The 22212-nt window shown below is 72.2% G+C and carries 21 protein-coding genes; 6 read left to right on the forward strand and 15 right to left on the reverse strand.

Annotation, left to right across the window (positions count from 1 at the left end; genetic code table 11):
- Window position 1: 1 nt before the first annotated feature.
- Entirely contained in the window at window positions 2–514 is a 513-nt protein-coding gene (gene dut / locus OG259_RS11010; RefSeq protein WP_266897674.1) for a dUTP diphosphatase, read from the reverse strand.
- Window positions 514–1098, reverse strand: a complete 585-nt coding sequence (locus OG259_RS11015; RefSeq protein ID WP_266897672.1) for a PaaI family thioesterase — start codon at window positions 1096–1098, stop codon at window positions 514–516. The genes dut and OG259_RS11015 overlap by 1 nt, the downstream gene beginning before the upstream one ends.
- A gap of 58 nt (window positions 1099–1156) precedes the next feature.
- Between OG259_RS11015 and OG259_RS11020 the strand changes: the two genes are divergently transcribed.
- Window positions 1157–1657: a DUF3093 domain-containing protein gene (locus tag OG259_RS11020; RefSeq protein ID WP_328942116.1), complete on the forward strand. Its 501-nt coding sequence runs from the start codon at window positions 1157–1159 to the stop codon at window positions 1655–1657.
- A gap of 30 nt (window positions 1658–1687) precedes the next feature.
- Here OG259_RS11020 and OG259_RS11025 read toward each other — a convergent pair whose 3' ends face one another.
- The 4 genes from OG259_RS11025 to OG259_RS11040 form a co-directional block, all read right to left on the reverse strand.
- Window positions 1688–2749 carry a hypothetical protein gene (locus OG259_RS11025; protein ID WP_328942117.1) on the reverse strand — a complete coding sequence of 354 codons (1062 nt, stop codon included), beginning with the start codon at window positions 2747–2749 and terminating at the stop codon, window positions 1688–1690.
- A gap of 11 nt (window positions 2750–2760) precedes the next feature.
- Window positions 2761–3057 carry a DUF4193 domain-containing protein gene (locus OG259_RS11030; RefSeq protein ID WP_003955561.1) on the reverse strand — a complete coding sequence of 99 codons (297 nt, stop codon included), beginning with the start codon at window positions 3055–3057 and terminating at the stop codon, window positions 2761–2763.
- Between the two features lie 396 nt (window positions 3058–3453).
- A complete protein-coding gene (locus OG259_RS11035; RefSeq protein WP_328942118.1) occupies window positions 3454–4692 on the reverse strand; it encodes a sensor histidine kinase in 1239 nt (412 codons plus the stop codon).
- 4 nt (window positions 4693–4696) lie between these two features.
- The gene (locus tag OG259_RS11040) at window positions 4697–5350 is read right to left on the reverse strand and encodes a response regulator transcription factor (RefSeq protein WP_030146958.1); all 654 of its coding nucleotides are present in this window, start codon (window positions 5348–5350) and stop codon (window positions 4697–4699) included.
- Between the two features lie 374 nt (window positions 5351–5724).
- Here OG259_RS11040 and OG259_RS11045 point away from each other — a divergent pair, with 374 nt between their 5' ends.
- Window positions 5725–5898, forward strand: a complete 174-nt coding sequence (locus OG259_RS11045) for a hypothetical protein (protein ID WP_328942119.1) — start codon at window positions 5725–5727, stop codon at window positions 5896–5898.
- Between the two features lie 80 nt (window positions 5899–5978).
- On the opposite strand, the gene OG259_RS11050 is transcribed toward OG259_RS11045, so the two are convergent.
- A complete protein-coding gene (locus tag OG259_RS11050; RefSeq protein ID WP_328947050.1) occupies window positions 5979–6779 on the reverse strand; it encodes an inositol monophosphatase family protein in 801 nt (266 codons plus the stop codon).
- 48 nt (window positions 6780–6827) lie between these two features.
- Window positions 6828–7955, reverse strand: a complete 1128-nt coding sequence (locus OG259_RS11055; RefSeq protein WP_328942120.1) for a ferrochelatase — start codon at window positions 7953–7955, stop codon at window positions 6828–6830.
- A 213-nt stretch (window positions 7956–8168) separates the two neighbouring features.
- Between OG259_RS11055 and OG259_RS11060 the strand changes: the two genes are divergently transcribed.
- Together OG259_RS11060 and OG259_RS11065 are read left to right on the forward strand one after the other, a co-directional pair.
- Window positions 8169–9431 (forward strand): MFS transporter, encoded by a 1263-nt coding sequence (locus OG259_RS11060; RefSeq protein ID WP_328942121.1) that lies wholly within the window; start codon window positions 8169–8171, stop codon window positions 9429–9431.
- Complete coding sequence (locus OG259_RS11065; RefSeq protein ID WP_328942122.1) at window positions 9370–10710, forward strand: D-arabinono-1,4-lactone oxidase; 1341 nt, start codon at window positions 9370–9372, stop codon at window positions 10708–10710. The genes OG259_RS11060 and OG259_RS11065 overlap by 62 nt, the downstream gene beginning before the upstream one ends.
- Before the next feature lie 7 nt (window positions 10711–10717).
- Here OG259_RS11065 and OG259_RS11070 read toward each other — a convergent pair whose 3' ends face one another.
- A complete protein-coding gene (locus OG259_RS11070; protein WP_328942123.1) occupies window positions 10718–11686 on the reverse strand; it encodes a hypothetical protein in 969 nt (322 codons plus the stop codon).
- A gap of 432 nt (window positions 11687–12118) precedes the next feature.
- Between OG259_RS11070 and sepH the strand changes: the two genes are divergently transcribed.
- Window positions 12119–13192: a septation protein SepH gene (gene sepH / locus OG259_RS11075; RefSeq protein WP_328942124.1), complete on the forward strand. Its 1074-nt coding sequence runs from the start codon at window positions 12119–12121 to the stop codon at window positions 13190–13192.
- An 84-nt stretch (window positions 13193–13276) separates the two neighbouring features.
- Here sepH and OG259_RS11080 read toward each other — a convergent pair whose 3' ends face one another.
- Entirely contained in the window at window positions 13277–14104 is an 828-nt protein-coding gene (locus OG259_RS11080; protein WP_328942125.1) for a sulfurtransferase, read from the reverse strand.
- Between the two features lie 171 nt (window positions 14105–14275).
- Here OG259_RS11080 and OG259_RS11085 point away from each other — a divergent pair, with 171 nt between their 5' ends.
- Complete coding sequence (locus OG259_RS11085) at window positions 14276–15049, forward strand: VOC family protein (protein ID WP_328942126.1); 774 nt, start codon at window positions 14276–14278, stop codon at window positions 15047–15049.
- A 113-nt stretch (window positions 15050–15162) separates the two neighbouring features.
- On the opposite strand, the gene OG259_RS11090 is transcribed toward OG259_RS11085, so the two are convergent.
- The 5 genes from OG259_RS11090 to OG259_RS11110 all read right to left on the reverse strand — a co-directional run bounded on the left by OG259_RS11090 (window position 15163) and on the right by OG259_RS11110 (window position 22096).
- Window positions 15163–16569, reverse strand: coding sequence for a polysialyltransferase family glycosyltransferase (locus OG259_RS11090; RefSeq protein ID WP_328942127.1), 1407 nt, complete (start codon window positions 16567–16569; stop codon window positions 15163–15165).
- A gap of 3 nt (window positions 16570–16572) precedes the next feature.
- Window positions 16573–17538 (reverse strand): glycosyltransferase family 2 protein, encoded by a 966-nt coding sequence (locus OG259_RS11095; protein WP_328942128.1) that lies wholly within the window; start codon window positions 17536–17538, stop codon window positions 16573–16575.
- A gap of 142 nt (window positions 17539–17680) precedes the next feature.
- Window positions 17681–20341, reverse strand: coding sequence for a YfhO family protein (locus OG259_RS11100; RefSeq protein WP_328942129.1), 2661 nt, complete (start codon window positions 20339–20341; stop codon window positions 17681–17683).
- Window positions 20342–20489: 148 nt separating this feature from the next.
- A complete protein-coding gene (locus OG259_RS11105; protein WP_328942130.1) occupies window positions 20490–21092 on the reverse strand; it encodes an isochorismatase family protein in 603 nt (200 codons plus the stop codon).
- Between the two features lie 53 nt (window positions 21093–21145).
- Window positions 21146–22096, reverse strand: coding sequence for an MBL fold metallo-hydrolase (locus OG259_RS11110; protein ID WP_328942131.1), 951 nt, complete (start codon window positions 22094–22096; stop codon window positions 21146–21148).
- Window positions 22097–22212: the final 116 nt, after the last annotated feature.

The raw sequence follows: 22212 nt of genomic DNA on the forward strand, positions 1-22212 counted from the left end.
GTCACTGTCCTTCCCGGTCGGATACGACCGAAGCGTATCGATTCCCACCCGTTGTGCCGTCCACGGCGGCATGACCGCCGGTGGACCCGAAGCCCCCCTCGGCCCGCGCCGAGCCGGGAAGCTCCGCCACCTCGTGGAAGCGCACCTTCTCGACCTGTTGGACGACAAGTTGGGCGATCCGGTCGAATCGTTCGAACCGCACGGTCTCGCGCGGGTCGAGATTGACCACGATCACCTTGATCTCTCCACGGTACCCGGCATCCACCGTCCCCGGGGCATTCACGAGCGCCACTCCACAGCGGGCGGCGAGTCCGGAGCGCGGGTGCACGAAGGCCGCGTACCCGTCCGGGAGGGCGATGGAGACCCCGGTGGGCAGTACGGCCCGCTCCCCGGGGGCGAGCACGGCGGCCTCGGTGGTGACGAGGTCGGCCCCGGCGTCGCCGGGATGCCCGTAGGCCGGGATCGGCACCTCCGGGTCCACACGCCGGATGAGTACGTCGACAGGGTTGCGCATCAGGGGTTCACCTCGAAGGCGCGGGCGCGCCGGACCTGGTCGGGGTCGGACATGGCTGCCTGGATCTCCTCCGGGCGGCCGTTGTCGATGAAGTGGTCGACCTTGACCTCTATGAAGAGTGCCTCGGCGCGGACGGCGACGGGACCCTCGGGCCCGCCGATCCGGCCGACGGCGGTCGAGTAGATCTTGCGGCCGCGCACGGCGGTGACCGCGGCCTCAAGGTGGAGCACGGTGCCCACCGGGACGGGCCGGACGAAGTCGGTCTCCAGCCGTCCGGTCACGGCGATGACCCGCAGCAGCCAGTTCAGGGAGCCGAGGGTCTCGTCGAGCGCGGTGGCGAGCACGCCGCCGTGCGCGAGGCCGGGGGCGCCCTGGTGGTCGGGGGTCACCGTGAACTCGGCGGTGACGGTCACGCCCTCGCCCGCGCGCGCCTCCAGGTGGAGGCCGTGCGGCTGCCCGCCGCCGCACCCGAAGCAGTACTCGTAGTGCGAACCGAGCAGCTCGCCGGGGGCCGGCGCGTCGGGGTGGCGTACCGGCGGTATGGCGTCGGCCGGCGGGGTGAGGGGGGCAGATGATGCTGTCACAGGCGCAGACCTTACCCGCGCGACAGTGCCCTGGTCGCGCCGTGCCAAGCTTGGACGTATGGAGCCTTCCGCATCGTCCCCCGTCTCCCCCGTGCCCTCCGTCGCGCCGCACTTCGACGAGCGGCTGACGGCGCCGCGCTCGTGGTGGGTCATCGCGGGCCTGCTGGGTCTCTCCGGCGGCCTGGTCATGTTCCCGCTGGGTACGGTCCCGCTGCTCGGCGGTCTGATCGTGGCGGCGGTGCTCGCCGGTGCGGCGGTCTCCTCGTACGGCTCCGCCCGGATCCGGGTGGTGGCCGGTTCGCTCGTGGCGGGCGACGCGCGGATTCCGGTCGCGGCCCTCGGCGCGGCCGAGGTGCTCGACGCGGAGGAGGCGCGCGCGTGGCGCATGCACAAGGCGGACCCCCGCGCGTTCATGCTGATGCGCAGCTATGTGCCCCGGGCGGTGCGGATCGAGGTGACGGACCCGTCGGACCCGACGCCGTACGTGTACCTCTCCAGCCGTGAGCCGGAGGCTCTGGCGGCCGCCCTGGACGCCGTCCGCGCGGGTGCCCGGGACTGAGCGGGGCCGAAGAGGCCGACAGGACAGCCCCTAGAACCCGAGCTCCTTCGGGTTCTCCGGCTGTTCCAGCGGGGGCAGCTCCCGGAGGGCGTCCCAGGGGATCTGGCGGCGGCGCAGGTCCTTGCGGATGTGCGCGGCGAGCTTCTTGGTGTCGCGGCGGTTCATGACCGCGCCGACGGCCGCGCCCACCATGAAGGGCATCAGGTTCGGCAGGTTGCGCACCATGCGTTTCATGATCTGCTGGCGCAGCTCGCGCTTGAGCTGTCCGCCGAGCGCGGCGTTGACCGTGGTGGGCTTGGTGGGGTCGATGCCCCGCTCCTCGGCCCAGGAGGTCAGATAGGCCGTCGAGCGCTGAGGGAGCCGGCCGGGCGGCCGCAGCCCGTAGACCTCGTGCAGTTCGGCGACGAGTTTGAGTTCCACGGCGGCGACGCCGGTGATCTCCGCCGCGAGCTCCGCAGGCATGGCCGGGGGCACGGGGAGCATGGCGGCGGCGCCGATGCTCGCACCCACGGTCGAACTCGCGTTCGCCGCGCCCGCGACGAGCTTGTCGGCGAGCGCCTCGGGCCCGAGCCCGGGGAACTGTTTGCGCAGGGTCGCCAGATCGCGGACGGGGATCCGCGGGGCGAGGTCGATCAGCCGGTCGGCCAGATGACCGATGCCGGCCCTGGCGCTGTCTCCGCCGCGCTTCACGCCCTGACGGACGCCCTGCGCGACGCCGCGCCGGACGGCGTCGATCCGGTCGGAATCGATCTTGATCTTGTCGAGCTGGGCGCGCGCGGGATTGGCGAGCCGCTTGACGGCGCCGAAGCGCCCGTCCCGCTGTGTCTCGTCGTTCCCCGCTTCGTCCAGCGGGTCGTTCCGCCCCGTCCCCCGCTCCACCGGCAGGTGCGCCGGGTCCGGCTCGATGACTGCCTCGAGCGAGGCCGGGAGGCCTCGCTCGTCGTCACGTACGCCGAGGGAGGGCGGGGAGGGGGTGTGCTCGGCTTCAGGGGCCTCCTGGGCACCCTCTGCCGGGCCTGAGCCGCCCTTGTACGTCTTCATGCTCCCAGGGAGCCTCAGACGCCGCTTCCGGGACGGTGTGTCGCCAGCCACGACCGAGGGTCTCAGTCGCAGTCGCGGCAGATGGGCTGGCCGTTCTTCTCCCTGGCCAGCTGGCTGCGGTGGTGCACGAGGAAGCAGCTCATGCAGGTGAACTCATCGGCCTGCTTGGGCAGGACCCGGACGGCCAGCTCCTCGTTCGAGAGGTCGGCGCCGGGAAGCTCCAGGCCTTCGGCGGCCTCGAACTCGTCGACGTCGACGGTCGAGGTCGACTTGTCGTTCCGGCGGGCCTTCAGTTCTTCAAGGCTGTCCGAATCGACGTCGTCGTCGGTCTTGCGTGGGGTGTCGTAATCCGTTGCCATGTCGCTCTCCCCCTCTGGGTGGTTGCGGTGTCTCCAGCGCACGTAACGCGTGAGAGGTCGGACTTGTGCCCGACCTGAGGCGGAGATTTTGCCTCACATCAAGGTCTGTTACTCAATCGACACCCGTTCCGTCCTCTCGCGAGTGATCGGCTTCGGGTGGCGAACCGGACCGTACACGGTCCTACGGGCGCCCTTCACAGGCGCCACCCCGTGTACTTCCCGTCATTCCGGGCCCCGGAAACCCGGACTTTTCCTGGTTTTTCTGGGGGTTTCTCCGTCACGGAGAGTGGAGGTCCGGACACCCTCTCCTGTGATCGATCACACATGAGCGTCTCAGAATCGGGCCCCTGGAATTCCGCGCAAAGCGAACGGAACCGGGTCGGCTCGTGCAGTGTGTCAGATCGGCAGAGTGACGCGCATCACGAGACCGCCGCCCTCGCGGGGCTCCGCGATGATACGGCCGCCGTGCGCGCGGGCCACGGACCGGGCGATCGACAGGCCGAGACCGACGCCCTTGTCACTGCCGGTCCGCTCCTGCCGGAGCCGCCGGAACGGTTCGAAGAGGTTGTCGATCTCGTACGCCGGGACCACGGGACCCGTGTTCGAGACGACCAGGACCGCCTGACCGTGCTCGGTCGCGGTCGTCACCTCCACCCATCCTCCCTCCGCCACGTTGTACCTGACGGCGTTCTGGACCAGATTCAGCGCGATCCGTTCGAGCAGGACGCCGTTGCCCTGGACGACCGCCGGCTTGCGCTCGCCCCGGATCTCGACGCCCTTGGCCTCCGCCTCGGCGTGGACCTGGTCCACGCCCCGCGAGGCGACCTCGGCGAGGTCGACGGGTTTGCGCTCGATGATCTGGTTGTCGCTCCGGGCGAGCAGCAGCAGACCCTCGACGAGCTGTTCGCTGCGCTCGTTGGTCGCGAGCAGCGTCTTGCCCAGCTGTTGGAGCTCCATCGGCGCCCCGGGGTCCGAGAGGTGCACCTCCAGGAGGGTGCGGTTGATCGCGAGCGGGGTCCGCAGCTCGTGCGAGGCGTTCGCGACGAACCGCTGCTGTGCGGTGAAGGCCCGCTCCAGGCGGTCCAGCATCTCGTCGAAGGTGTCGGCGAGCTCCTTGAGCTCGTCGTCGGGACCGTCCAGCTCGATCCGCCGGGACAGGTCGGAACCGGCCACCTGGCGGGCGGTCCGGGTGATCCGGCCGAGCGGGGAGAGCACCCGGCCCGCCATGGCGTAGCCGAAGGCGAAGGCGATGATGCTCATGCCGAGCAGGGCGAACAGCGAGCGCCGCAGGAGGTCGTCCAGAGCCATGTCGCTCTGGTGCCGGAGGCAGACCGACACGGCGTCGTTGAACTGCTCGCCGGTGCCTGTGGCGGGCAGGTGGCACGACGAGGTGGTGGGCTGGACCTCACCCTTGACGATCTTGAACGGCAGCTGGGCCACGCTGTCGGTGAGCGCCTGCGCGGTGAACAGGTAGATGATCGAGAGCAGCAGGATGCCCGCGATCAGGAACATCCCGCCGTACAGCAGCGTGAGCCGTATCCGGATGGTCGGCCGCAACAGGGGCCGGACCGGGTCCCTGGGGTCCCAGGTCGGTTTCGGAGGCGCCTCGGGGTGCGGCGCTGAGGTCGTGGGCATCGAGTCAGATCCGGTACCCGGAACCGGGGACCGTCACGATGACGGGCGGCTCACCGAGCTTGCGGCGCAGGGTCATGACGGTGACGCGGACGACGTTGGTGAACGGGTCGGTGTTCTCGTCCCAGGCCTTCTCAAGGAGCTGCTCCGCCGAGACGACGGCACCCTCGCTGCGCATGAGGACCTCCAGGACGGCGAACTCCTTCGGCGCGAGCTGCACCTCCTTGCCCTCGCGGAAGACCTCGCGGCGGTTCGGGTCGAGCTTGATGCCGGCGCGCTCCAGGACGGGCGGCAGGGGCACGCTGGTGCGCCGGCCGAGGGCCCGCACGCGCGCGGTGAGCTCGGTGAAGGCGAAGGGCTTGGGCAGGTAGTCGTCCGCCCCCAGCTCCAGGCCCTCGACCCGGTCGCTGACGTCGCCGGACGCGGTGAGCATCAGGACGCGGGTGGGCATGCCCAGCTCCACGATCTTGCGGCAGACGTCGTCACCGTGGACGAGGGGAAGGTCGCGGTCGAGGACGACGACGTCGTAGTCGTTCACCCCGACACGCTCCAGGGCCGCGGCGCCGTCGTACACGACGTCGACGGCCATGGCCTCCCGGCGCAGTCCGGTGGCCACCGCATCGGCGAGCAGCTGCTCGTCCTCGACGACGAGTACGCGCACGTCGTACATCCTTCCCGTGGAGTTGCGGTCCGGAGCCGGACCGGCTGAAACCTGAGCACTGACTGTGCGTGTCCATCCTGCCCCGTACGCGCGTAAACCGGCTGTAAGACGGCCGTGCGGGGCCCTGGGCGGGCGGGGGGTGAACGGGGGGCGCGCGACGGGGCGCTTGGCCGGGAACGAAGAATTCACCGGATTCGCGGGCCAGTTGAGGTTTCTCTGAGGAAAGGGCTGGGGAGGACGACTGCACACCCCGTGATCACGCCCTGTATGTGGCGCGCCACCTACCGCTCTCTGTCCCCCAGAGACCGCAGTGTGTGATCCACCCACCCTCGGCACACCCCCGTGCCACCGGACCCATGACGAGGGGGCGCACGATGGACGCTTTCACCGCAGGCCTGCTGCACCGCATCAGGACCACGCAGACCGACCTCACGCGGGCTCGTGAGACGGGCGACGACTACCTGGCGGAGGTCGAGCAGGCGGAGCTGGACGACCTGCACCGACTGGCCGCCGAGCACGGCGTGGAGGTTGCCGTGCCGGGTGTCTGACCCGTCCCCACCCACGTGTGAGGGCCCCGGTGCCGGGAACGGCGCCGGGGCCCTCACACGTGTGCCGGTGGTGCCGGGCGTCAGTCGTGCCAGGCGCCCAGCTCCTCCAGGAGCTCCTGGAGGGGTCCGAAGAGGCCCGGAGAGGCCGCCAGGGTCAGTTCGCCCGACTCCGGCTCTCCCGGGCGCCCCCCGGTCAGCGCGCCCGCCTCACGGGCGATCAGGGCGCCCGCGGCGAGGTCCCAGGGGTTGAGGCCCCGCTCGTAGTAGGCGTCCAGACGCCCGGCGGCGACGTCGCAGAGGTCGATGGCGGCCGAGCCGCCGCGCCGGATGTCGCGGACGCGCGGGATCACGCGCTGGGCGACGTCCGCCTGGTGGGCGCGCCGGGACTGGACGTACCCGAAGCCCGTGCCGAGGAGTGCCTGGTCGAGCGGGGGCGAGGGGCGGACGGCGAGGCGCCGGTCGCCCGTGTACGCGCCGCCGCCGAGGACGGCCCGGTACGTCTCGCCGCGCATCGGGGCCTCGACGACGCCGGCCACCGTCACGCCGTCCCGTTCGGCGGCGATCGAGACCGCCCAGGTGGGCAGGCCGTACAGGTAGTTCACGGTGCCGTCGAGGGGGTCGATCACCCAGCGGATGCCGCTGGTGCCAGGGCTGGACGCGCCCTCCTCGCCGAGGAAACCGTCCTGCGGGCGGTGCTCGGCGAGGAAGCCGGTGATCAGCTTCTCGGCGGCGATGTCCATCTCGGTGACCACGTCGATGGGGCTCGACTTGGTCTTCGCCACCGTCAGGTCGTCCGGCCTGCCGTCGCGCAGCAGCGCTCCGGCCCGCCGTGCGGCCTCCAGGGCGAGGTCGAGCAGTTCGGTGAGCAGCGGGTCGGTCACGTCGGTCCCTTCGGTCACGTCGTCGGCCATGTCGGTCACGCGGGTTCCTTACGCGTACGGGCTGTCGGCGCCGGCCGCCGCCGGGCGCTCCGCCCTGGCCGGGCAGCAGCCGATCGGGCACAGGTCGTGGGAGGGCCCGAGGGCGCCCAGGGCGCACCGCTCGGCCCGGGTCCCCCGCTCGTACGCGGCCCGCTCCAGGACGAGTTCGCGGACGGCGGCGGCGAAGCGCGGGTCGGCGCCGACGGTGGCGGAGCGCCGGACGGGCAGTCCGAGTTCGGCGGCCTTGGCCGTGGCCTCGGTGTCGAGGTCGTAGAGGACCTCCATGTGGTCGGAGACGAAGCCGATCGGGACCATGACGGCCGCGGGGACCCCGGCGCCGTGCAGCTCCTCCAGGTGGTCGCAGATGTCGGGCTCCAGCCACGGGAGGTGGGGGGCGCCGCTGCGGGACTGGTAGACGAGCTGCCAGGGGTGGTCGATCCCGGTCCGCTCGCGGACCGCGTCGACGATCACCCGCGCCACGTCGAGGTGCTGCCGGACGTAGGCCCCGCCCTCGCCGTGCTCGGTGACGGGTCCCGAGGAGTCCGCGGCGGAGTCCGGGATGGAGTGGGTGGTGAAGGCGAGGTGGGCGCCCTCGCGGACGGCCGGGTCGAGCTCGGCGAGGGAGGCGAGGACGCCCTCGACCATGGGCTCGACGAAGCCGGGGTGGTTGAAGTAGTGCCGGAGCTTGTCGACCCGGGGCAGCGGGAGCCCTTCCGCCTCCAGGGTCGCGAGCGCGTCGGCGAGGTTCTCGCGGTACTGGCGGCAGCCGGAGTAGGAGGCGTACGCGCTGGTGGTGAGGACGGCGATATGGCGTCGGCCGTCGGTGATCATCTCGCGGAGGGTGTCGGTGAGGTACGGGGCCCAGTTCCGGTTTCCCCAGTAGACGGGCACCTTCAGGCCGGCCCCGGCGAAGTCCGCCCGCAGCGCGTCGAGGAGCGCGCGGTTCTGGTCGTTGATCGGAGAGACGCCGCCGAAGAGGAAGTAGTGCTGCCCCACTTCCTTGAGCCGTTCCTTCGGGATGCCTCGGCCGCGCGTCACGTTCTCCAGGAACGGGACCACGTCGTCCGGGCCCTCGGGGCCGCCGAACGAGAGCAGCAGCAGGGCGTCGTACGGGGCGGGATCGTGCTGATCGGACATGGCACCGATCCTCCCACCCGCCTCCGAAGGGGAACGGCGCGGCCCGTCCGAAGCCCCGGGTCCGGAATCGGCGCCGGAATCCGTCACCTCGGCACTCGTCCGGAAAATAGGGGATGACCCAACGACTTCAACACCGTAGGCTTTAGCTATTAATTACACGTGTTGAGTCGTCGCGCGGAGCCCGCTCCGAAGCACGGAGATCCGGAGAGCCTCTTGCCCAGTCCCTACCGCGCGATCTTCAAGGCGCCCGGCACCACCGCGTTCTCCGTCGCCGGATTCTTCGGCCGGATGCCCCTGTCCATGATGGGCATCGGCATCGTGACCATGATTTCGCAGGTCACCGGCCGGTACGGCCTTGCCGGAGCCCTGTCCGCGACCCTCGCGATGTCCGCCGCGGTCCTCGGCCCCCTGGTCTCCCGCCTGGTCGACCGGCACGGGCAGCGCCGGGTGCTGCGCCCGGTGACCCTGGTCTCGCTCGTGGCCGCCGCCGGGCTCCTGGTCTGTGTGCAGCAGAAGGCTCCGGACTGGACGCTCTTCGTCTTCACGGCCGTCATCGGCTGTGTGCCGAGCGTCGGCGCCATGACCCGCGCCCGCTGGGCGGAGATCTACCGGGGCGACGAACGGCGCCTGCACACGGCGTACTCCTGGGAGTCGATCGTCGACGAGGTGTGCTTCATCTTCGGCCCGATCCTCTCGATCGGTCTGTCGACGACCTGGTTCCCCGAGGCCGGTCCGCTGTTCGCCGGGATGTTCCTGACCATCGGCGTCTTCTGGCTGACCTCGCAGCGCGCCACCGAGCCGGTCCCGCACCCCCAGCAGGGCGACAGCGGCGGTTCCGCGCTCCGCTCCCCCGGCCTCCAGGTCCTCGCCCTCGCCTTCGTGGCCACCGGCGCGATCTTCGGCTCGGTCGACGTGGTGACGGTGGCCTTCGCCGAGGAGCAGGGCCACAAGGCCGCCGCCAGTCTCGTTCTGGCCGTCTACGCGCTGGGTTCCGGTCTGGCCGGCGCCGTCTTCGGACTGCTCCACCTCAAGAGCGAGCCGTCCCGCCGCTGGCTCCTGGGCATCTGCGCGATGGCCGTGAGTATGATCCCCCTCCTACTGGCCGGGAACTTGCCGTTGCTGGCCGTGGCGCTCTTTGTCGCGGGCCTGTCCATCGCACCGACGATGGTCACGACCATGGCCCTCGTCGAAGCGCACGTACCGCGCACCAAGCTGACCGAGGGCATGACCTGGACGGGTACCGGGCTCGCGATCGGTGTGGCGCTCGGCTCCTCGGCCGCCGGCTGGGTGGTCGACGCGTCGGGGGCCGAGGCGGGGTACGTGGTGCCCGTCGTCTCGGGTGCGCTCGCGGTCGCGGTGGGTCTCCTCGGACACCGCCGGCTGCGCAGGCCGGCGCCGAACCGGGAGGGGCAGCGTGAGCGGGACGACAACAGTGGGGTCGGGGAGCGCCAGGACGGCGAACAGCCCGTGGCGTAACTGGGCGGGGAACGTCACCTCCCGCCCCGTGCGGGAGGTGAGCCCGGCCTCGGCCGAGGAGCTCGCCGAGGCGGTGCGCCGGGCGGCCGAGGACGGGCTGCGGGTGAAGACGGTCGGTACCGGCCACTCCTTCACCTCGATCGCGGCCACCGACGGCGTCCTGATCCGGCCCGGGCTGCTGACCGGGATCCGGCGGATCGACCGTGAGTCGATGACCGTGACGGTCGAGTCGGGCACCCCGCTCAAGCGGCTCAACGTGGCGCTGGCCCGGGAGGGCCTGTCGCTCACGAACATGGGCGACATCATGGAGCAGACGGTCGCCGGGGCCACCTCGACCGGTACGCACGGCACGGGCCGCGACTCGGCCTCGATAGCCGCGCAGATCCGCGAGCTGGAGCTGGTGACGGCCTCGGGCGAGCTGCTCACCTGCTCGGAGAAGGAGAATCCGGAGGTCTTCGCGGCCGCCCGGATCGGGCTCGGCGCCCTCGGTGTGGTCACGGCGATCACCTTCGCGGTGGAGCCGGTCTTCCTGCTCACCGCGCGCGAGGAGCCGATGGCCTTCGACCGGGTCGCCTCGGAGTTCGACGCGCTGCACGCGGAGAACGAGCACTTCGAGTTCTACTGGTTCCCCCACACGGACAACTGCAACACCAAGCGCAACAACCGCAGCGCGGGTCCCGCCGCTCCCCCCGGCCGGGTCAGCGGCTGGGTCGAGGACGAGCTGCTCTCCAACGGGCTCTTCCAGGTGGCGTGCTCGCTGGGCCGCGCGGTGCCGCCGGCCATCCCCTCGATCGCCAGGCTCTCCAGCCGGGCCCTGTCGGCCCGTACCTACACCGACATCCCGTACAAGGTCTTCACCTCGCCGCGCCGGGTGCGCTTCCTGGAGATGGAGTACGCGCTTCCGCGTGAGGCGGCGGTCGCCGCGCTGCGCGAGGTCAAGGCGATGGTCGAGCGCTCGCCGCTCAAGGTGAGCTTCCCGGTGGAGGTGCGGACGGCCCCGGCGGACGACATCGCGCTGTCCACGGCCTCGGGCCGGGAGACCGCGTACATCGCCGTCCACCTCTACAAGGGAACGCCCCACCGCGCGTACTTCACCGCGGTGGAGCGCATCATGACGGCGCACGGGGGGCGCCCCCACTGGGGCAAGGTCCACACCCGTGACGCCGCCTACTTCTCCGAGGTCTACCCGCGGTTCGCCGAGTTCACGGCGCTGCGCGACCGGCTCGACCCGGACCGGCTGTTCGCCAACGACTATCTGCGCCGCGTCCTGGGCGACTGACCGACGGTCACTGCTCGGTCCCCGCGTCGGCTCCGGCTCCGGCTCCCGCCGGTGTCGGGGCCGACGGGGTCTCCGGCTGCCCCGTGCCGGTCGTCGGCTCCTCGGTGGGGGCGGTCGGCTCCGTCGTCGGAGCGGTCGGGGTCGGGGTGGGCGTCGGGGTGGCCTCGCCGTCGGTCGAGCCGGAGGGCGTCGGCTCCGGCGAGGGGGTCGCGGTGCCGTCCTGCCCGGTGCCCTGCTCGCCCGGGGTCGGGGTGCCGCCCGTGGAGGGGCTGCCGGCGCCGTCGTCCGGCCGCCCGGTGCCGTCGGCGGACCCGGAAGGCGCGGGCGAGGGGTCCTTGTCCCCGGCCGGCGGCGCGTCCTGCCCCGGGCTTCCCCCGCCGCGGACGACGGATCCGAAGGTGGTGGTGCCCTGGGTTCCGCTGAAGTCCTGTCCGGAGACCAGTTCGTAGGTGGTGATGCCGCCCATGGTGACGCCGAAGACGAGGGCGGCGGCGATCGCCGGGCGCTTCCAGCCCCGGACCCGGGTGCCGTGGGTGGTCGCCGCGCCGAACTCCTCGTCGAGCACCTCGCCGTACGGGGCGGGCGCCCGGACGGTGCCCGGCATCAGGGTGCGGTCGTCCTGCGACCCGGGCGCGAGCGGCACCTGACGGGCCTTCGGCTTGGCGGCGACGGTCGCGTCGCGGACCTGCTCGCCGGTGCGCCGGAAGAGGTGCTGGAAGAGCGGGCCGCCGCAGGTGGCGATGACACTGATCACACCGGCGCCCAGGATCGTGCCGTACACGCCGAGGGTGGAGGCGAGTTTGGCGGCGATGACCGCGGCCAGGGCGCTGCCCGAGACCTGAGCCACGCTCAGGTCGATCCGCCTCTTGCCGCCCTCCTCCTTCTCCGCCGTCTCACCCCTCTCCTCCGGCTCGTCCGTGTCGATATCCGGCCTGTGACGCATCTCCGACCCCTGCTCCAGCCCCTGACGGCTCATCCGTTCGCCTTGCACCCAGAAGGGACAAATGGGCGAAGGGAATAGTTCCGTTTCTGCTGTTTCTGTGAAGAGCGACACGTACGGGGGAAGATCGCGGACACTCAACTCCCGTACCGCCCGAGAAGTTGGGCGGCGCGCCGGTCCACCCAGGTGGCCCGAATGGAGTACATTGACGAACCCTGGGTCCGGACGCCTTCACGGGTGCCCGGGATCAAGGGGAGGGGGCCGGACACGGCGCTCGAACCGGCGGCGCCGCGGCATCGCACGGAAACCGACTGCACAGAGTGACCGCCCGTCACTCCGGGTAGTGAACAGGTAACCGTGTCATAACGGCGTTCCAGGGTCCACGCCCGACACGCCGGGCAACTCGGCAAGGTAGTGGCAGGCTGCACCCGGGCAGGCCACACTCGACTAGCGGAAGCAGCGACGCACGTGACGTCGGCAGGCACCACCCGGGAGGTCCCCATGCCCGAACTGCGTGTCGTGGCCGTCTCCAACGACGGCACACGACTGGTGCTGAAGGCTGCTGACAGCACGGAGTACACACTTCCGATCGACGAGCGCCTCCGCGCCGCCGTGCGCAACGACCGCGCGCGCCTCGGTCAGATCGAGATCGAGGTGGAGAGCCACCTCCGCCCCCGCGACATCCAGGCACGGATACGAGCCGGTGCCTCCGCGGAGGAGGTCGCCCAGCTCGCCGGCATCCCCGTCGACCGCGTGCGCCGCTTCGAGGGCCCGGTGCTCGCCGAGCGCGCCTTCATGGCGGAGCGGGCCCGCAAGACCCCGGTCCGCAGGCCCGGCGAGAACAGCGGCCCCCAGCTCGGCGAGGCGGTGCAGGAGCGGCTGCTGCTGCGCGGCGCCGAGAAGGACACCGTGCAGTGGGACTCCTGGCGGCGTGACGACGGCACCTGGGAGGTGCTGCTCGTCTACCGCGTCGCCGGCGAGGTCCACACGGCCAGCTGGACGTACGACCCGCCCCGGCGGCTCGTCCAGGCCGTGGACGACGAGGCTCGTGCCCTGATCGGCGAGACGGACGACACGATCGCCGCCGCGCCGGAGCCGAGCTTCCCGTTCGTGCCGCGCATCGCCCGGCTGCCCCGGGACCGGCCGCTGGACCGCGCCCTGGACCGTCAGCTCGACCACCGCCAGCTGGAGCGGGCGTCCGCGTCCGCACCCGCCGAGCCGGAGGAGGAGCGGGACTCCCTGACGAGCCTCCTGGAGGCTGTGCCGAGCTTCCGCGGCGACATGGTCGTGCCCGATCCCCCGGACACGGAGCCGTCGGAGGAGGCCGAGGCGGAGGAGCCGCCGGCCCCGGCCGCTTCGGCGGGTGCCGGTTCCGCGTACGCCGATGTCCTGATGCCGCGCGCGGTCTCGGGCCACCGGGACCGCCTCACCGGCACCACGGACCGCCAGGCCGAGGCGGACGGTGTCCGTCCGGGCCGCCGCGCGGCGGTGCCCAGCTGGGACGAGATCGTCTTCGGCACGCGAAGGAAGAAGCAGGACTGACGCCCGTAGGTGTACGGGAAAGGTCCGCGAGCTGTACGCAGGAGGCCCGCGCCGGATCGGCGCGGGCCTCCTCCGTGCGAGGGACTACCGCGGGTCCGGGCCCGTGGCCACCGGACGGTCGGGGTCGGCGGACCACTCCGACCACGAGCCCGCGTAGAGCGCGGCCGGGATGCCGGCGATCTCCAGGGCCAGGACCTCGTGGGCTCCGGAGACACCCGAGCCGCAGTAGACCGCGACCGGGGGCCCCTCGGCGGCGCCGAGAGTGGAGAAACGGTCCCGCAAGGTGTCGGCCGCCAGGAAACGCCCCTCCGCGTCCACGTTCTCGGTCGTCGGCGCCGAGACCGCGCCCGGGATGTGCCCGCCGACCCGGTCGATCGGCTCCACGTCCCCGCGGTAGCGCTCGGCCGCCCGCGCGTCCAGGAGCAGCCCCGAATCGGCGAACGCCGCCGCCGCGTCGGCGTCGAGCAGCCCGAGCGCGCCCGGCTCCGGCCGGAAATCGCCCGGCTCCGGCGTGGGGGCCTTCTCGGTCAGCTCCCCCGTCCAGGCTGCGAGACCGCCGTCCAGGACCCGGACATTCGGATGGCCGGCCCAGCGGAGCAGCCACCAGGCGCGGGCCGCGCCCCAGCCGAGGCCGCCGTCGTAGACGACGACCGGGGTGTCCGCCGAGACACCCGCGCGGCGCATCACGGCCCCGAAAGCCTCCGGGTCGGGCAGCGGGTGGCGTCCGCCGCTGCCGGGAGAACCCGCGAGTTCCGTGTCCAGGTCGACGTAGACCGCTCCCGGGAGGTGTCCGGCCTCGTACGCGGGCCGTCCGGGCGGGCCGCCCAGCGTCCAGCGGACGTCCAGGAGGACCGGCGGCCGGGCCCCGGCCGACTCGCTCAGCAGTTCGCTTACGGCGATGATGGGCTTCATGGGTGCCATCCTCGCGCAGCCGCACGGCCGCGGGGGACGAACCCGGCGTCCTCCCGCGTCACCCCTGCGGGATCGCGCCACTCTTTGGTGCGACCGGGGCGCGCCGCGGCCCCGTCGGTGACACCATCGGAGGGGGTACGGCCACGACGATGGTCCGAGGAGAGAGTCACGATGACCGAGGCGACTCGGCGCACACCCGGCACACCCTGTTGGGTGAGCTTGATGGTGCACGGGCTTGACGCGACGCAGGAGTTCTACAACGCGCTCTTCGACTGGGAGTTCATCCCCGGTCCGGAGCAGCTGGGCCCGTACGTGCGCGCGCTGCTCGGCGGCAAGGAGGTGGCCGGCATCGGCCAGCTGCCGCCCGACCGGCATCTGCCGATCGCCTGGACCCCCTATCTGGCCACCGAGGACGCCGACGAGACCGCCGAGAGCATCCGCTGCTGCGGCGGCACCGTGGCCGTGGGCCCGCTGGACGCGGGCGAGGCCGGCCGGATGGCCGTCTGCTCCGACCCGGTGGGCGCGGTCTTCGGCGTCTGGCAGGCGGAGGCGCACCACGGCACGGCGACGGCGGGACCGCCCGGGACGCCCGTGTGGAACGAGCTCCTCACGTACGAGACGTCCTCGGTCGGCAAGTTCTACCGGACGGTCTTCGGCTACGAGGTGGAACCGGTCGTGTCCGCCGACCACGACTACGCCACGCTCCATGTGGACGGGCTGCCGGTGGCCTCGCTGCACGGCGTCGGCAACGCGCTGCCCCGGGACCGGGGCCCGCACTGGATGACGTACTTCGAGGTCGCCGACACGGACGCGGCCGCCCGGCTCGTCCTGCAGCTCGGCGGCCATGTGCTGCGCCCGCCGCGCGATGCCACGGCGGGGCGGCTCACCGTGGTGGCGGACCCGGAGGGCGCGGTCTTCACCCTCGTCAGGTCCCCCGCCCCGTGACCCGGAGGAGCCGACGCCGGCACGGCTGACGGGGAGGGCTCCCACCACGACCCCCGCCACGACTCCGATCGGTGCCGCCGGCAGGGCGGGCTCGCGTCCGCGGTGGGGCCGGATCAGCCCCGGCGGGACCGTACGAGACCCCTGCGGAGCCGGGACGGCGTGGTGCCGCCGCGCGCCGGTGCCTCCGTGCCGCCCGGCAGGCCGAGCTGGGTCAGCCGGTCGGTGTCGAAGTGGTGCGCGATGTCGGGGTCCGCGTGGTGCGCGGCCAGGTAGACCGTGGTCTCCTCCCGCATCCCCGGGTGGCTCTTGTGCCGCATGCAGTAGCCGACGGCGCGGACGAGCGGGGTGAGCGAGTCCGGGGCCGCTCCGGGGACCGCGGGCTCCTCGCCCTGCTCCAGGTCCGCGATCAGGTGGTCGACGACGGTGAGCGGGATCCGGTTGCTGTTCTCGAAGGGGGTGAGCCGTTCGAGGACCTCGGCCGTGCCCACGCGCGCGACGGGGATGCCGTAGTAGACGGCGGCGGTGAACATCGCGGTCGAGAAGCAGCCGACGACGAGCCGGGGCTGGCAGCGCTCGTAGAAGGTCTCGGCGAGCAGGGGTCCGTCGAGGACGGTGAGCCGTACCCCGGTCCGTTCCGCCTCCTCCTGGAGGACCGTGGAGTAGCTGGCGGGCGCGGTCGGGTGCGGTTTGAAGACCACCGAGCGGTGTCCGGCGGCCGCCGCCCCGCGCAGCATGCGTACGTGCAGCTCTTCCTCCTCCTCCGCGGTGAGGAGGTTGAGGGCCGCGAGGTACTGGCCGAGCAGCAGGGCCGTGGGTTCGGCGGCGGCCGCCCGGGTGATGTCCGGGTCGTCGGCCGCCTCCTCGGCGATCTCGGCGAGGACCGCGCGGAAGGCGTCGTCGGGGACCAGCTCGGGCTCCACCCCGTACTCGCTGAGGAGGAGGGGGCGCAGGCCCGGCACCAGGTCGAGGTGGAGGACCCGCCGGATGCGGCAGGCGATCGACTGGGCGAGGTCGTTGCGGGTCGGGCCGTAGCTCATGAGGCCGTCGGCGTAGACGTGGAGGGAGCTCTCGGGGAAGGTGCCGGCCAGTGCCTTGGCGGGGTTTACCTGGATGGATTCGACGATCAGCTCCACCGGGACGCTGCCGAGGTCCCACGCGGTGCGCAGTACGCGCTGCCAGAGCGGGGCCTCCTCGGGGCGGGGGGCCCAGGTGGCGGGGTGGTACGGGTGGATCGTCTCGTTCCAGTCGAGGACGCCGTCGAAGCGGGCGGCGAGCCGCTCGTAGCCGGTCATCGTCTCCAGGCGCAGCGCGGTCTCCGGGATCTCGGCGTTGTGCGAGATCAGCAGGAGCCTGCGGGCGTCCGCGCGGGGGCCGAACTGGCCGGCGTCCAGCGAGGCCGCGAGGGTGGCGGCGCCGTAGAGGGTGGACACCTGGAAGATCTGGACCGGTCGGCCGTCGTCGGCCGGGGCGGGCGCCGGTGCCTCGTCGGGAGCCGGTGCCTTGTCGGGAGCGGGGGCCATGGGTCAGGCGGTCCTTACGGTGTCGCGCAGGCTCCGGAGGAGGGTGCTGCGGGGGGTGTCCATGGTGGCCAGGGTCTCTTCGAGGACCTGCTGCGGCATGCGGTGCAGGGCGTCGCGGACGTCGGCGCGGAGCCGCTCGGCGACGGCGGGCTCGTACTTGTCGACCTTGCCCATGTGGAAGGCGATCATCGCGCAGTAGGTGCGGACGGCCTTCGGGAGGAACCGGTCCGCTTCCGCGTCCCGGGAGACGTCGTCGAGCAGGGTGTCGTACGACGGAATGAAGTCCAGCTGCCGGTTGTCGGTGATCTGGGTGAGCGAGGTGGTGACGCCTCGCCGGTAGAAGACACCGTGCAGGGAAAGCGCCGCGAAAGTCCGGGCCTTGAGATGGAGCCGCCAGACCCAGAGGCGGTCCTCGGCCGTTCTCAGGGAGGTCTCGAAACGCGAGGCGCCGTTCTCGAAGAGCCGCGAGCTGTAAATACCGAAGGGGACGAACGGATAGTCCACCATCGTCACCATGCTGGCGGGCGAAATTCCGTCGCGGGGGTCCATCACCGTGTCACGGCGCTTGGCCGGGGCGTATCGGATGTTCCGCTTCCGGCCTTCCGAGAGGACGTGGTCGGTACGGGCGAAATCGCAGCCCAGACGCTCGATTCCGGACACGGTGGCGCTGAGGTGGCCGGGCGCGTACCAGTCGTCGCCGTCGAGGAAGGTGATGTAGTCCCCGCGGGCGGCGTCGATTCCGGTGTTCCGCGCCTGGGCGACACCACTGTTCGTCTCGTGCCGGATGACGGTGGCGTTCGGGAGACGGTCGCGCCAGCGGTCGAGGATTTCCGGGGTGTCGTCCGTCGAGCAGTCGTCGATCAGCAGGAACTCGAATTCCGGATCCGCGTTGTTCGCGAGACTGCGCAGGGTGTCGGGCGCATAGGCCCCGACATTGTGGAACGGTACGACGACGGACAGTTTCGGCACTCGGAATCCCCATACTGAATCGAACAATTAAACGCCGCTACGGCGGGTACGGTAACGCTCCACTTTCCCGGGCGAACGATCCGCGGGTGCACTCCGGGTGAACTCTTGTCGTCCCCCGCGGAAAGTCCACGCGGAAGCGGCCTCACCGGCCGGCCCGTAGGTCGGCCCGTCGGTCGCTCCGTCGGTCGGCCCGTCGGTCGCTCCGTAGGCGCGGGATTCCCCCTCCGCGCCGACTCAGGACCCCCGTCGCGACCAGGGCGAGCAGTGCGGCCAGGGCGACGGCGCTGCCGAGCGTGAGACCCGGGGGACGGAAGGAGCAACGGACCGTGGTCGCCCGTCCGTCGAGCGGGACGGCGACGAGGCCCTCGTACGCGCGCGCGGGACGGAGATCCGCTCCACCGGCGGCACAGCGCCAGCCGGAGATGCGGGGCGCGGCGAGCACGGCGGTCCCCGTGCTGCCCGGCGGCAGTTCGGCCGTGACGGTGTGTCCGGTGGCCCGTACCTCGATGGCTCCGGTGGCGGTCAACCGCCGTACGGCGGAGTCGAGCTCGGCCCGGACGAGGCAGCCCACCGGCTGACGGGGCAGCCGCACCTTGCCCTCGGGGCTCAGCCCGATCCGTACGTCGCCGGACGCGGGCGCGGTGCCGAGGGCCCGCATGGGAGCCCGGACGGCGGGCGGCTTGCCCTCGAAGTCCACGCCCGGCTCCCCCGCGAGGGTCGCCCCGCCGCGGTACTCGGGGGCCCAGAACCAGACCTGGGAGCCCGCCGGGCAGCGGGCGGTGACGGTCCGTCCGTCGCGGGAGACGGCCGGCAGCTCGTACACCTCGGCGCCGAGCAGGCGTTCCTGCACGGCGAACGCCGAGTCCCCGGGAGGGGTGGCCGGCCGCTTCGCCGGACGGACGGTGACCAGCGGGGGTACGGGCGTGGTGACGGCGGAGACCGAGGCGCGGGGCAGCACGTCCTGCCGCACCGGCTCGGTGGGTTGCGAGCGGATCCGGGTGCCGATGGAGAAGAGGGCGTCGGTCACCGGGTTGTCGAGGGTGACCGGGTGGCGGCCCTTGGCGTAGTAACCGAAACCCAGGGAGGCGAGGGTGCGGGAGGTCACCTCTGCGGTGAGGCTGCTGTAGTAGTCGGCCCCCTGTCCGCCGACGATCAGGGCGTCGTTGCCGCCGGGGACCTCGCCGGGGTCCGTACGGTGCCGGGGCCAGGCGTCCGCGCGGGCCACCTCGTCGGCCACGGCGGTGTGCCAGGGGCCGACTCGGGGGGACCAGGCGACCTTCTCGCGCTGCTGCTCCTCGATCCGCTTCCCGGTCACGACGGCCTCGCCCGCCTGCGCGGCGACGAGCAGGACGACGGCGAGAACGGGGAGTAGGCGCGCGGTGCGGGACACGGCCGGTACGCGGGCGGTGCCGGAATCGGGCCGTACGCGCGCGGTGTTCCGGTGGTCGGCCAGGAGGGCCACGAGCGCGGCGGCGATCGCCAGGGCCGCTGCCACGCCGAAGGCCGGATAGGTCCACCGGTCGAGGTCGATGCTGCCGCGGGCCGCCCACGCCAGGATCCCGAGCAGCGCGCCGCCCGCGAGGAGCGCCGTCGGGCGCGGCACGCCCCGGGCGGTCGAGAGCCAGGCAGCGGTGATCAGCAGCCCGCACAGGACGAAGGTCTGACGGTACGGGCCGCCGTTGGGCGAGGCGCCCGCGTGCCAGAGGAGATGCGTCGGCTCCCACTGGAGGGAGAGCGTCACCAGGACGACCGCGGCCGACCAGCCGGCCCGGACGCGCGGGGCGACGGCCCGGTTGAAGGGCAGGGTGAGGGCGAGCGCGAGGGCGGGCGTACCGATGAAGAGGGCGGGGCTCGACAGGCTCGCGGTGGCCGGCAGGAACCGGGCGAGGACGTCCGCCCAGGCGGCGGGCGCGAAGGTGGTCTCGGGGGTGGGATCGGCGGCCCTGGTGCCGAGGAAGACGACCACGACGAGCGGTGCGGCGAGGCCGATGCCGATGACCACGCCCCGGGCGGCGCGCAGCGCCCCGGCGAGGCGCTGCCGGGCGCTTGCCGACTCCTCGGCGGTGAGGAGCCGTACCAGGAGGACGACGGCGGCGCCGATCGTCGCCATGTACGCGGTGTAGAAGTTGGCGGTCCAGGCCAGGGCGACGACGAGCGGGCCGAGAACGGGGCGGCGCCCGGTGCGGGCCCACTCGCCGACCAGGCAGAGCAGCGGGAAGGCGACGAGCCCGTCGAGCCACATCGGGACGGTGGCGCCGAAGTCGAAGGTCCAGCCGCAGAGGGCGTACGCGCTGCCGAGCACGGCGGCGACCGGCCAGGGGCCGGGGCGCATCCGCAGGAGCAGCAGCGCCATCGCCGCTCCGGCCGCGGTGATCTTGGCGGCGGTGACGACGTACAGGGCGAGTTCGACGCGGTCCGCCGGGAAGAGCACGACGAGCAGGTCGAAGGGGCTGCTCAGATAGGTGCCGACGTCGCCGAGGAAGCCGGAGCCGAAGCCGGAGTTCCAGTTGAGGAAGGCGTCCCCGTGGGTCTCGCCGAGGAGGAACGAGCGCCAGTACGCGTGGAACGGCAGGTACTGCTGGCCGAGGTCGACGATGTTCCTGGTCACCGGCCCGAAGGGGTAGCTGCGGGAGAGCCGGGTGGCGAGGCAGAGCAGCACGGCGGTGAGCAGGGCCGCGGAGAGCGGACCGGCGACGGCCGGGGAGCGCAGGCGGCGCCGTACGGAGCCGGTCGGATGCGCCGGGCCGCCCGCCCCCTCCTCGCCGTCGACCTCGTCGAGCACGGTCTCGGCGGCGGGGGGCACACGTCCTCCAGGGGGCAGGGGGCGTACGGAACGGGAGCGCCCGGGTGATGCGGCACGGGCCGACCGCCATTACCGCCGAGTCGGGCGACCCGTAACCGATCATCAGGCGCTGTTCCGGTACACCTCGGGTGAACTCCCGGTGTCGTTCTCAGGCGATGAGCTCGTCGACCGTGCGCGCCACGGTGCCGAACAGGTCGGAGACCGTCGTCAGGCTCGCGGTCTGCAGCGCCTCCGACGGGAGGACGGTGCCCTCCGGGGACTCCAGGGGGCGGGTCGCGGTGGCCTCGGCGACCACGGTCGGGCGGTAGCCGAGGTTGAAGGCGCCCTGCGCGGTGAAGAGGACGCACATGTGCGTCATGAACCCGGCGATGACCAGGTCCCCGCTCACACCGAGGTCCTTCAGGGCCTCTTCGAGGTCCGTGGCGTGGAAGGCGTTGGGGAACTGCTTGACGACGACCTTCTCGCCCTCGATCGGGGCGACCTCGTCGCTGATCGCACCGATCTCGGCGCGGATGTCGTACGGAGTGCCCTCGCCGCCGTCGTTGACGACGTGGACGACGGGGGCACCCGCGGCGCGGGCGGCGGCGAGCAGTCGCGCGCCTGCGGCCACGGCCTTGTCGGCTCCGTCGAGCCGCATGACGCCGGTGCGGTAGGTGTTCTGGAAGTCGATCATGATCAGGGCCGACTCGCTCAGCCGGGGCAGCTCCTGGGGAAGGCCGATCACGTCGCGGAGGGTGGTGGAGGCGGTCATGGGGGTTCCTTTCACGGTGGGGCAGCGGGAGGGGACGGGGGGACGGCGCGGGGCTACGAGAGGTTCTTCGGGGTGCCGTCCGGCGCGAGGTCGACGAGCGCGGCGTCGACACCCTCGTCCTCGAACGCCTTCACGAGGGACCGCGTGTTCTCGGAGTAGATGTTCCAGCTGTCGGTGTGCACCGGGACGACCTTGCGGGGGGCGAGGTCCTTCGCCACCAGGGCCGCGTTCCGGGACGTCAAGGTCAGCGGGGCGTTGTCGAGGATCGCGGGTGTACGGGCGGCGCCGGCGAAGAGGACGGCCGTGTCGACGGGGCCGATGTCCCTCTTGATCCGGTCACCGACCTCCTTGGCCACCTTCACGGAGGCGTTGTCACCGGAGATGTAGGTGGTGGGGACGCCGGGGCCGCTGAGGACGAAGCCGGTGACCTCGCCGTCCGCACCGCGGTCGACGCCGTCGGGGCCGTGCAGAGCGGGCACGGCGGTGACCTCGACGGCGCCGCCGGCGGTCTTCAGCTCCTGCGATTCCCAGCTCTTCAGACCGGTGACGTGGTCACCGAGACGCTGGTGCGCACCTGGCGTGGAGAGCACCACGGGCACGTCCTTGAGCAGGGCGCGGCCCGCGTCGTCGAGGTTGTCGTCGTGCTGGTCGTGCGAGAGCAGTACGGCGTCGATCGCGCCGAGCTTGTCGATGCCGAAGGCGGGGGCCCGGGTCTTCTCCAGGCCGCTCTTGTACTTCTTCGGCGCGTCGAACGTCGGGTCGAGCAGGATGCGCAGGCCGCCGACCTCAAGGATCGTCGTGGGCCCGCCGACGTGCGTGGCGGTGAACGCCTTCGCGGAGGCCTTCGCCGGTTCCTTCGCGGACGCCCTCGCAGATGCCTTCGCGGATGCCTTCCCCCCGTCGGCCGCGTCCTTGTCCTCGCCCCCGCAGGCTGCCAGGAGGGTCACGCCGACGGTGGCCGCGACGACGCCTGCGGCGATGCGACGGAACGTCGAACGGTTCATGGGGGAACACCAGCTCTCTCGTTGCGAACGGTCGGACAGCCCGGAGGCGGCGCCGACCCCCGAACGTTTTCAACGCTAACACAGCTCGTAATCATCGATTACAAGGGACTGTTAGC

The organism is Streptomyces sp. NBC_00250, from assembly GCF_036192275.1.
Lineage (GTDB): Bacteria > Actinomycetota > Actinomycetes > Streptomycetales > Streptomycetaceae > Streptomyces.

What these genes read in the sequence shown, in the direction of transcription:
- OG259_RS11080 (WP_328942125.1), bottom strand. Translation starts at nt 14,104, where the DNA reads ATGAAGCCCATCATCGCCGTAAGCGAACTGCTGAGCGAGTCGGCCGGG.
- OG259_RS11035 (WP_328942118.1), bottom strand. Translation starts at nt 4,692, where the DNA reads ATGCCCACGACCTCAGCGCCGCACCCCGAGGCGCCTCCGAAACCGACC.
- OG259_RS11110 (WP_328942131.1), bottom strand. Translation starts at nt 22,096, where the DNA reads ATGAACCGTTCGACGTTCCGTCGCATCGCCGCAGGCGTCGTCGCGGCC.
- OG259_RS11070 (WP_328942123.1), bottom strand. Translation starts at nt 11,686, where the DNA reads ATGAGCCGTCAGGGGCTGGAGCAGGGGTCGGAGATGCGTCACAGGCCG.
- OG259_RS11085 (WP_328942126.1), top strand. Translation starts at nt 14,276, where the DNA reads ATGACCGAGGCGACTCGGCGCACACCCGGCACACCCTGTTGGGTGAGC.
- OG259_RS11105 (WP_328942130.1), bottom strand. Translation starts at nt 21,092, where the DNA reads ATGACCGCCTCCACCACCCTCCGCGACGTGATCGGCCTTCCCCAGGAG.
- OG259_RS11090 (WP_328942127.1), bottom strand. Translation starts at nt 16,569, where the DNA reads ATGGCCCCCGCTCCCGACAAGGCACCGGCTCCCGACGAGGCACCGGCG.
- OG259_RS11045 (WP_328942119.1), top strand. Translation starts at nt 5,725, where the DNA reads ATGGACGCTTTCACCGCAGGCCTGCTGCACCGCATCAGGACCACGCAG.
- OG259_RS11020 (WP_328942116.1), top strand. Translation starts at nt 1,157, where the DNA reads ATGGAGCCTTCCGCATCGTCCCCCGTCTCCCCCGTGCCCTCCGTCGCG.
- dut (WP_266897674.1), bottom strand. Translation starts at nt 514, where the DNA reads ATGCGCAACCCTGTCGACGTACTCATCCGGCGTGTGGACCCGGAGGTG.
- OG259_RS11030 (WP_003955561.1), bottom strand. Translation starts at nt 3,057, where the DNA reads ATGGCAACGGATTACGACACCCCACGCAAGACCGACGACGACGTCGAT.
- OG259_RS11055 (WP_328942120.1), bottom strand. Translation starts at nt 7,955, where the DNA reads ATGTCCGATCAGCACGATCCCGCCCCGTACGACGCCCTGCTGCTGCTC.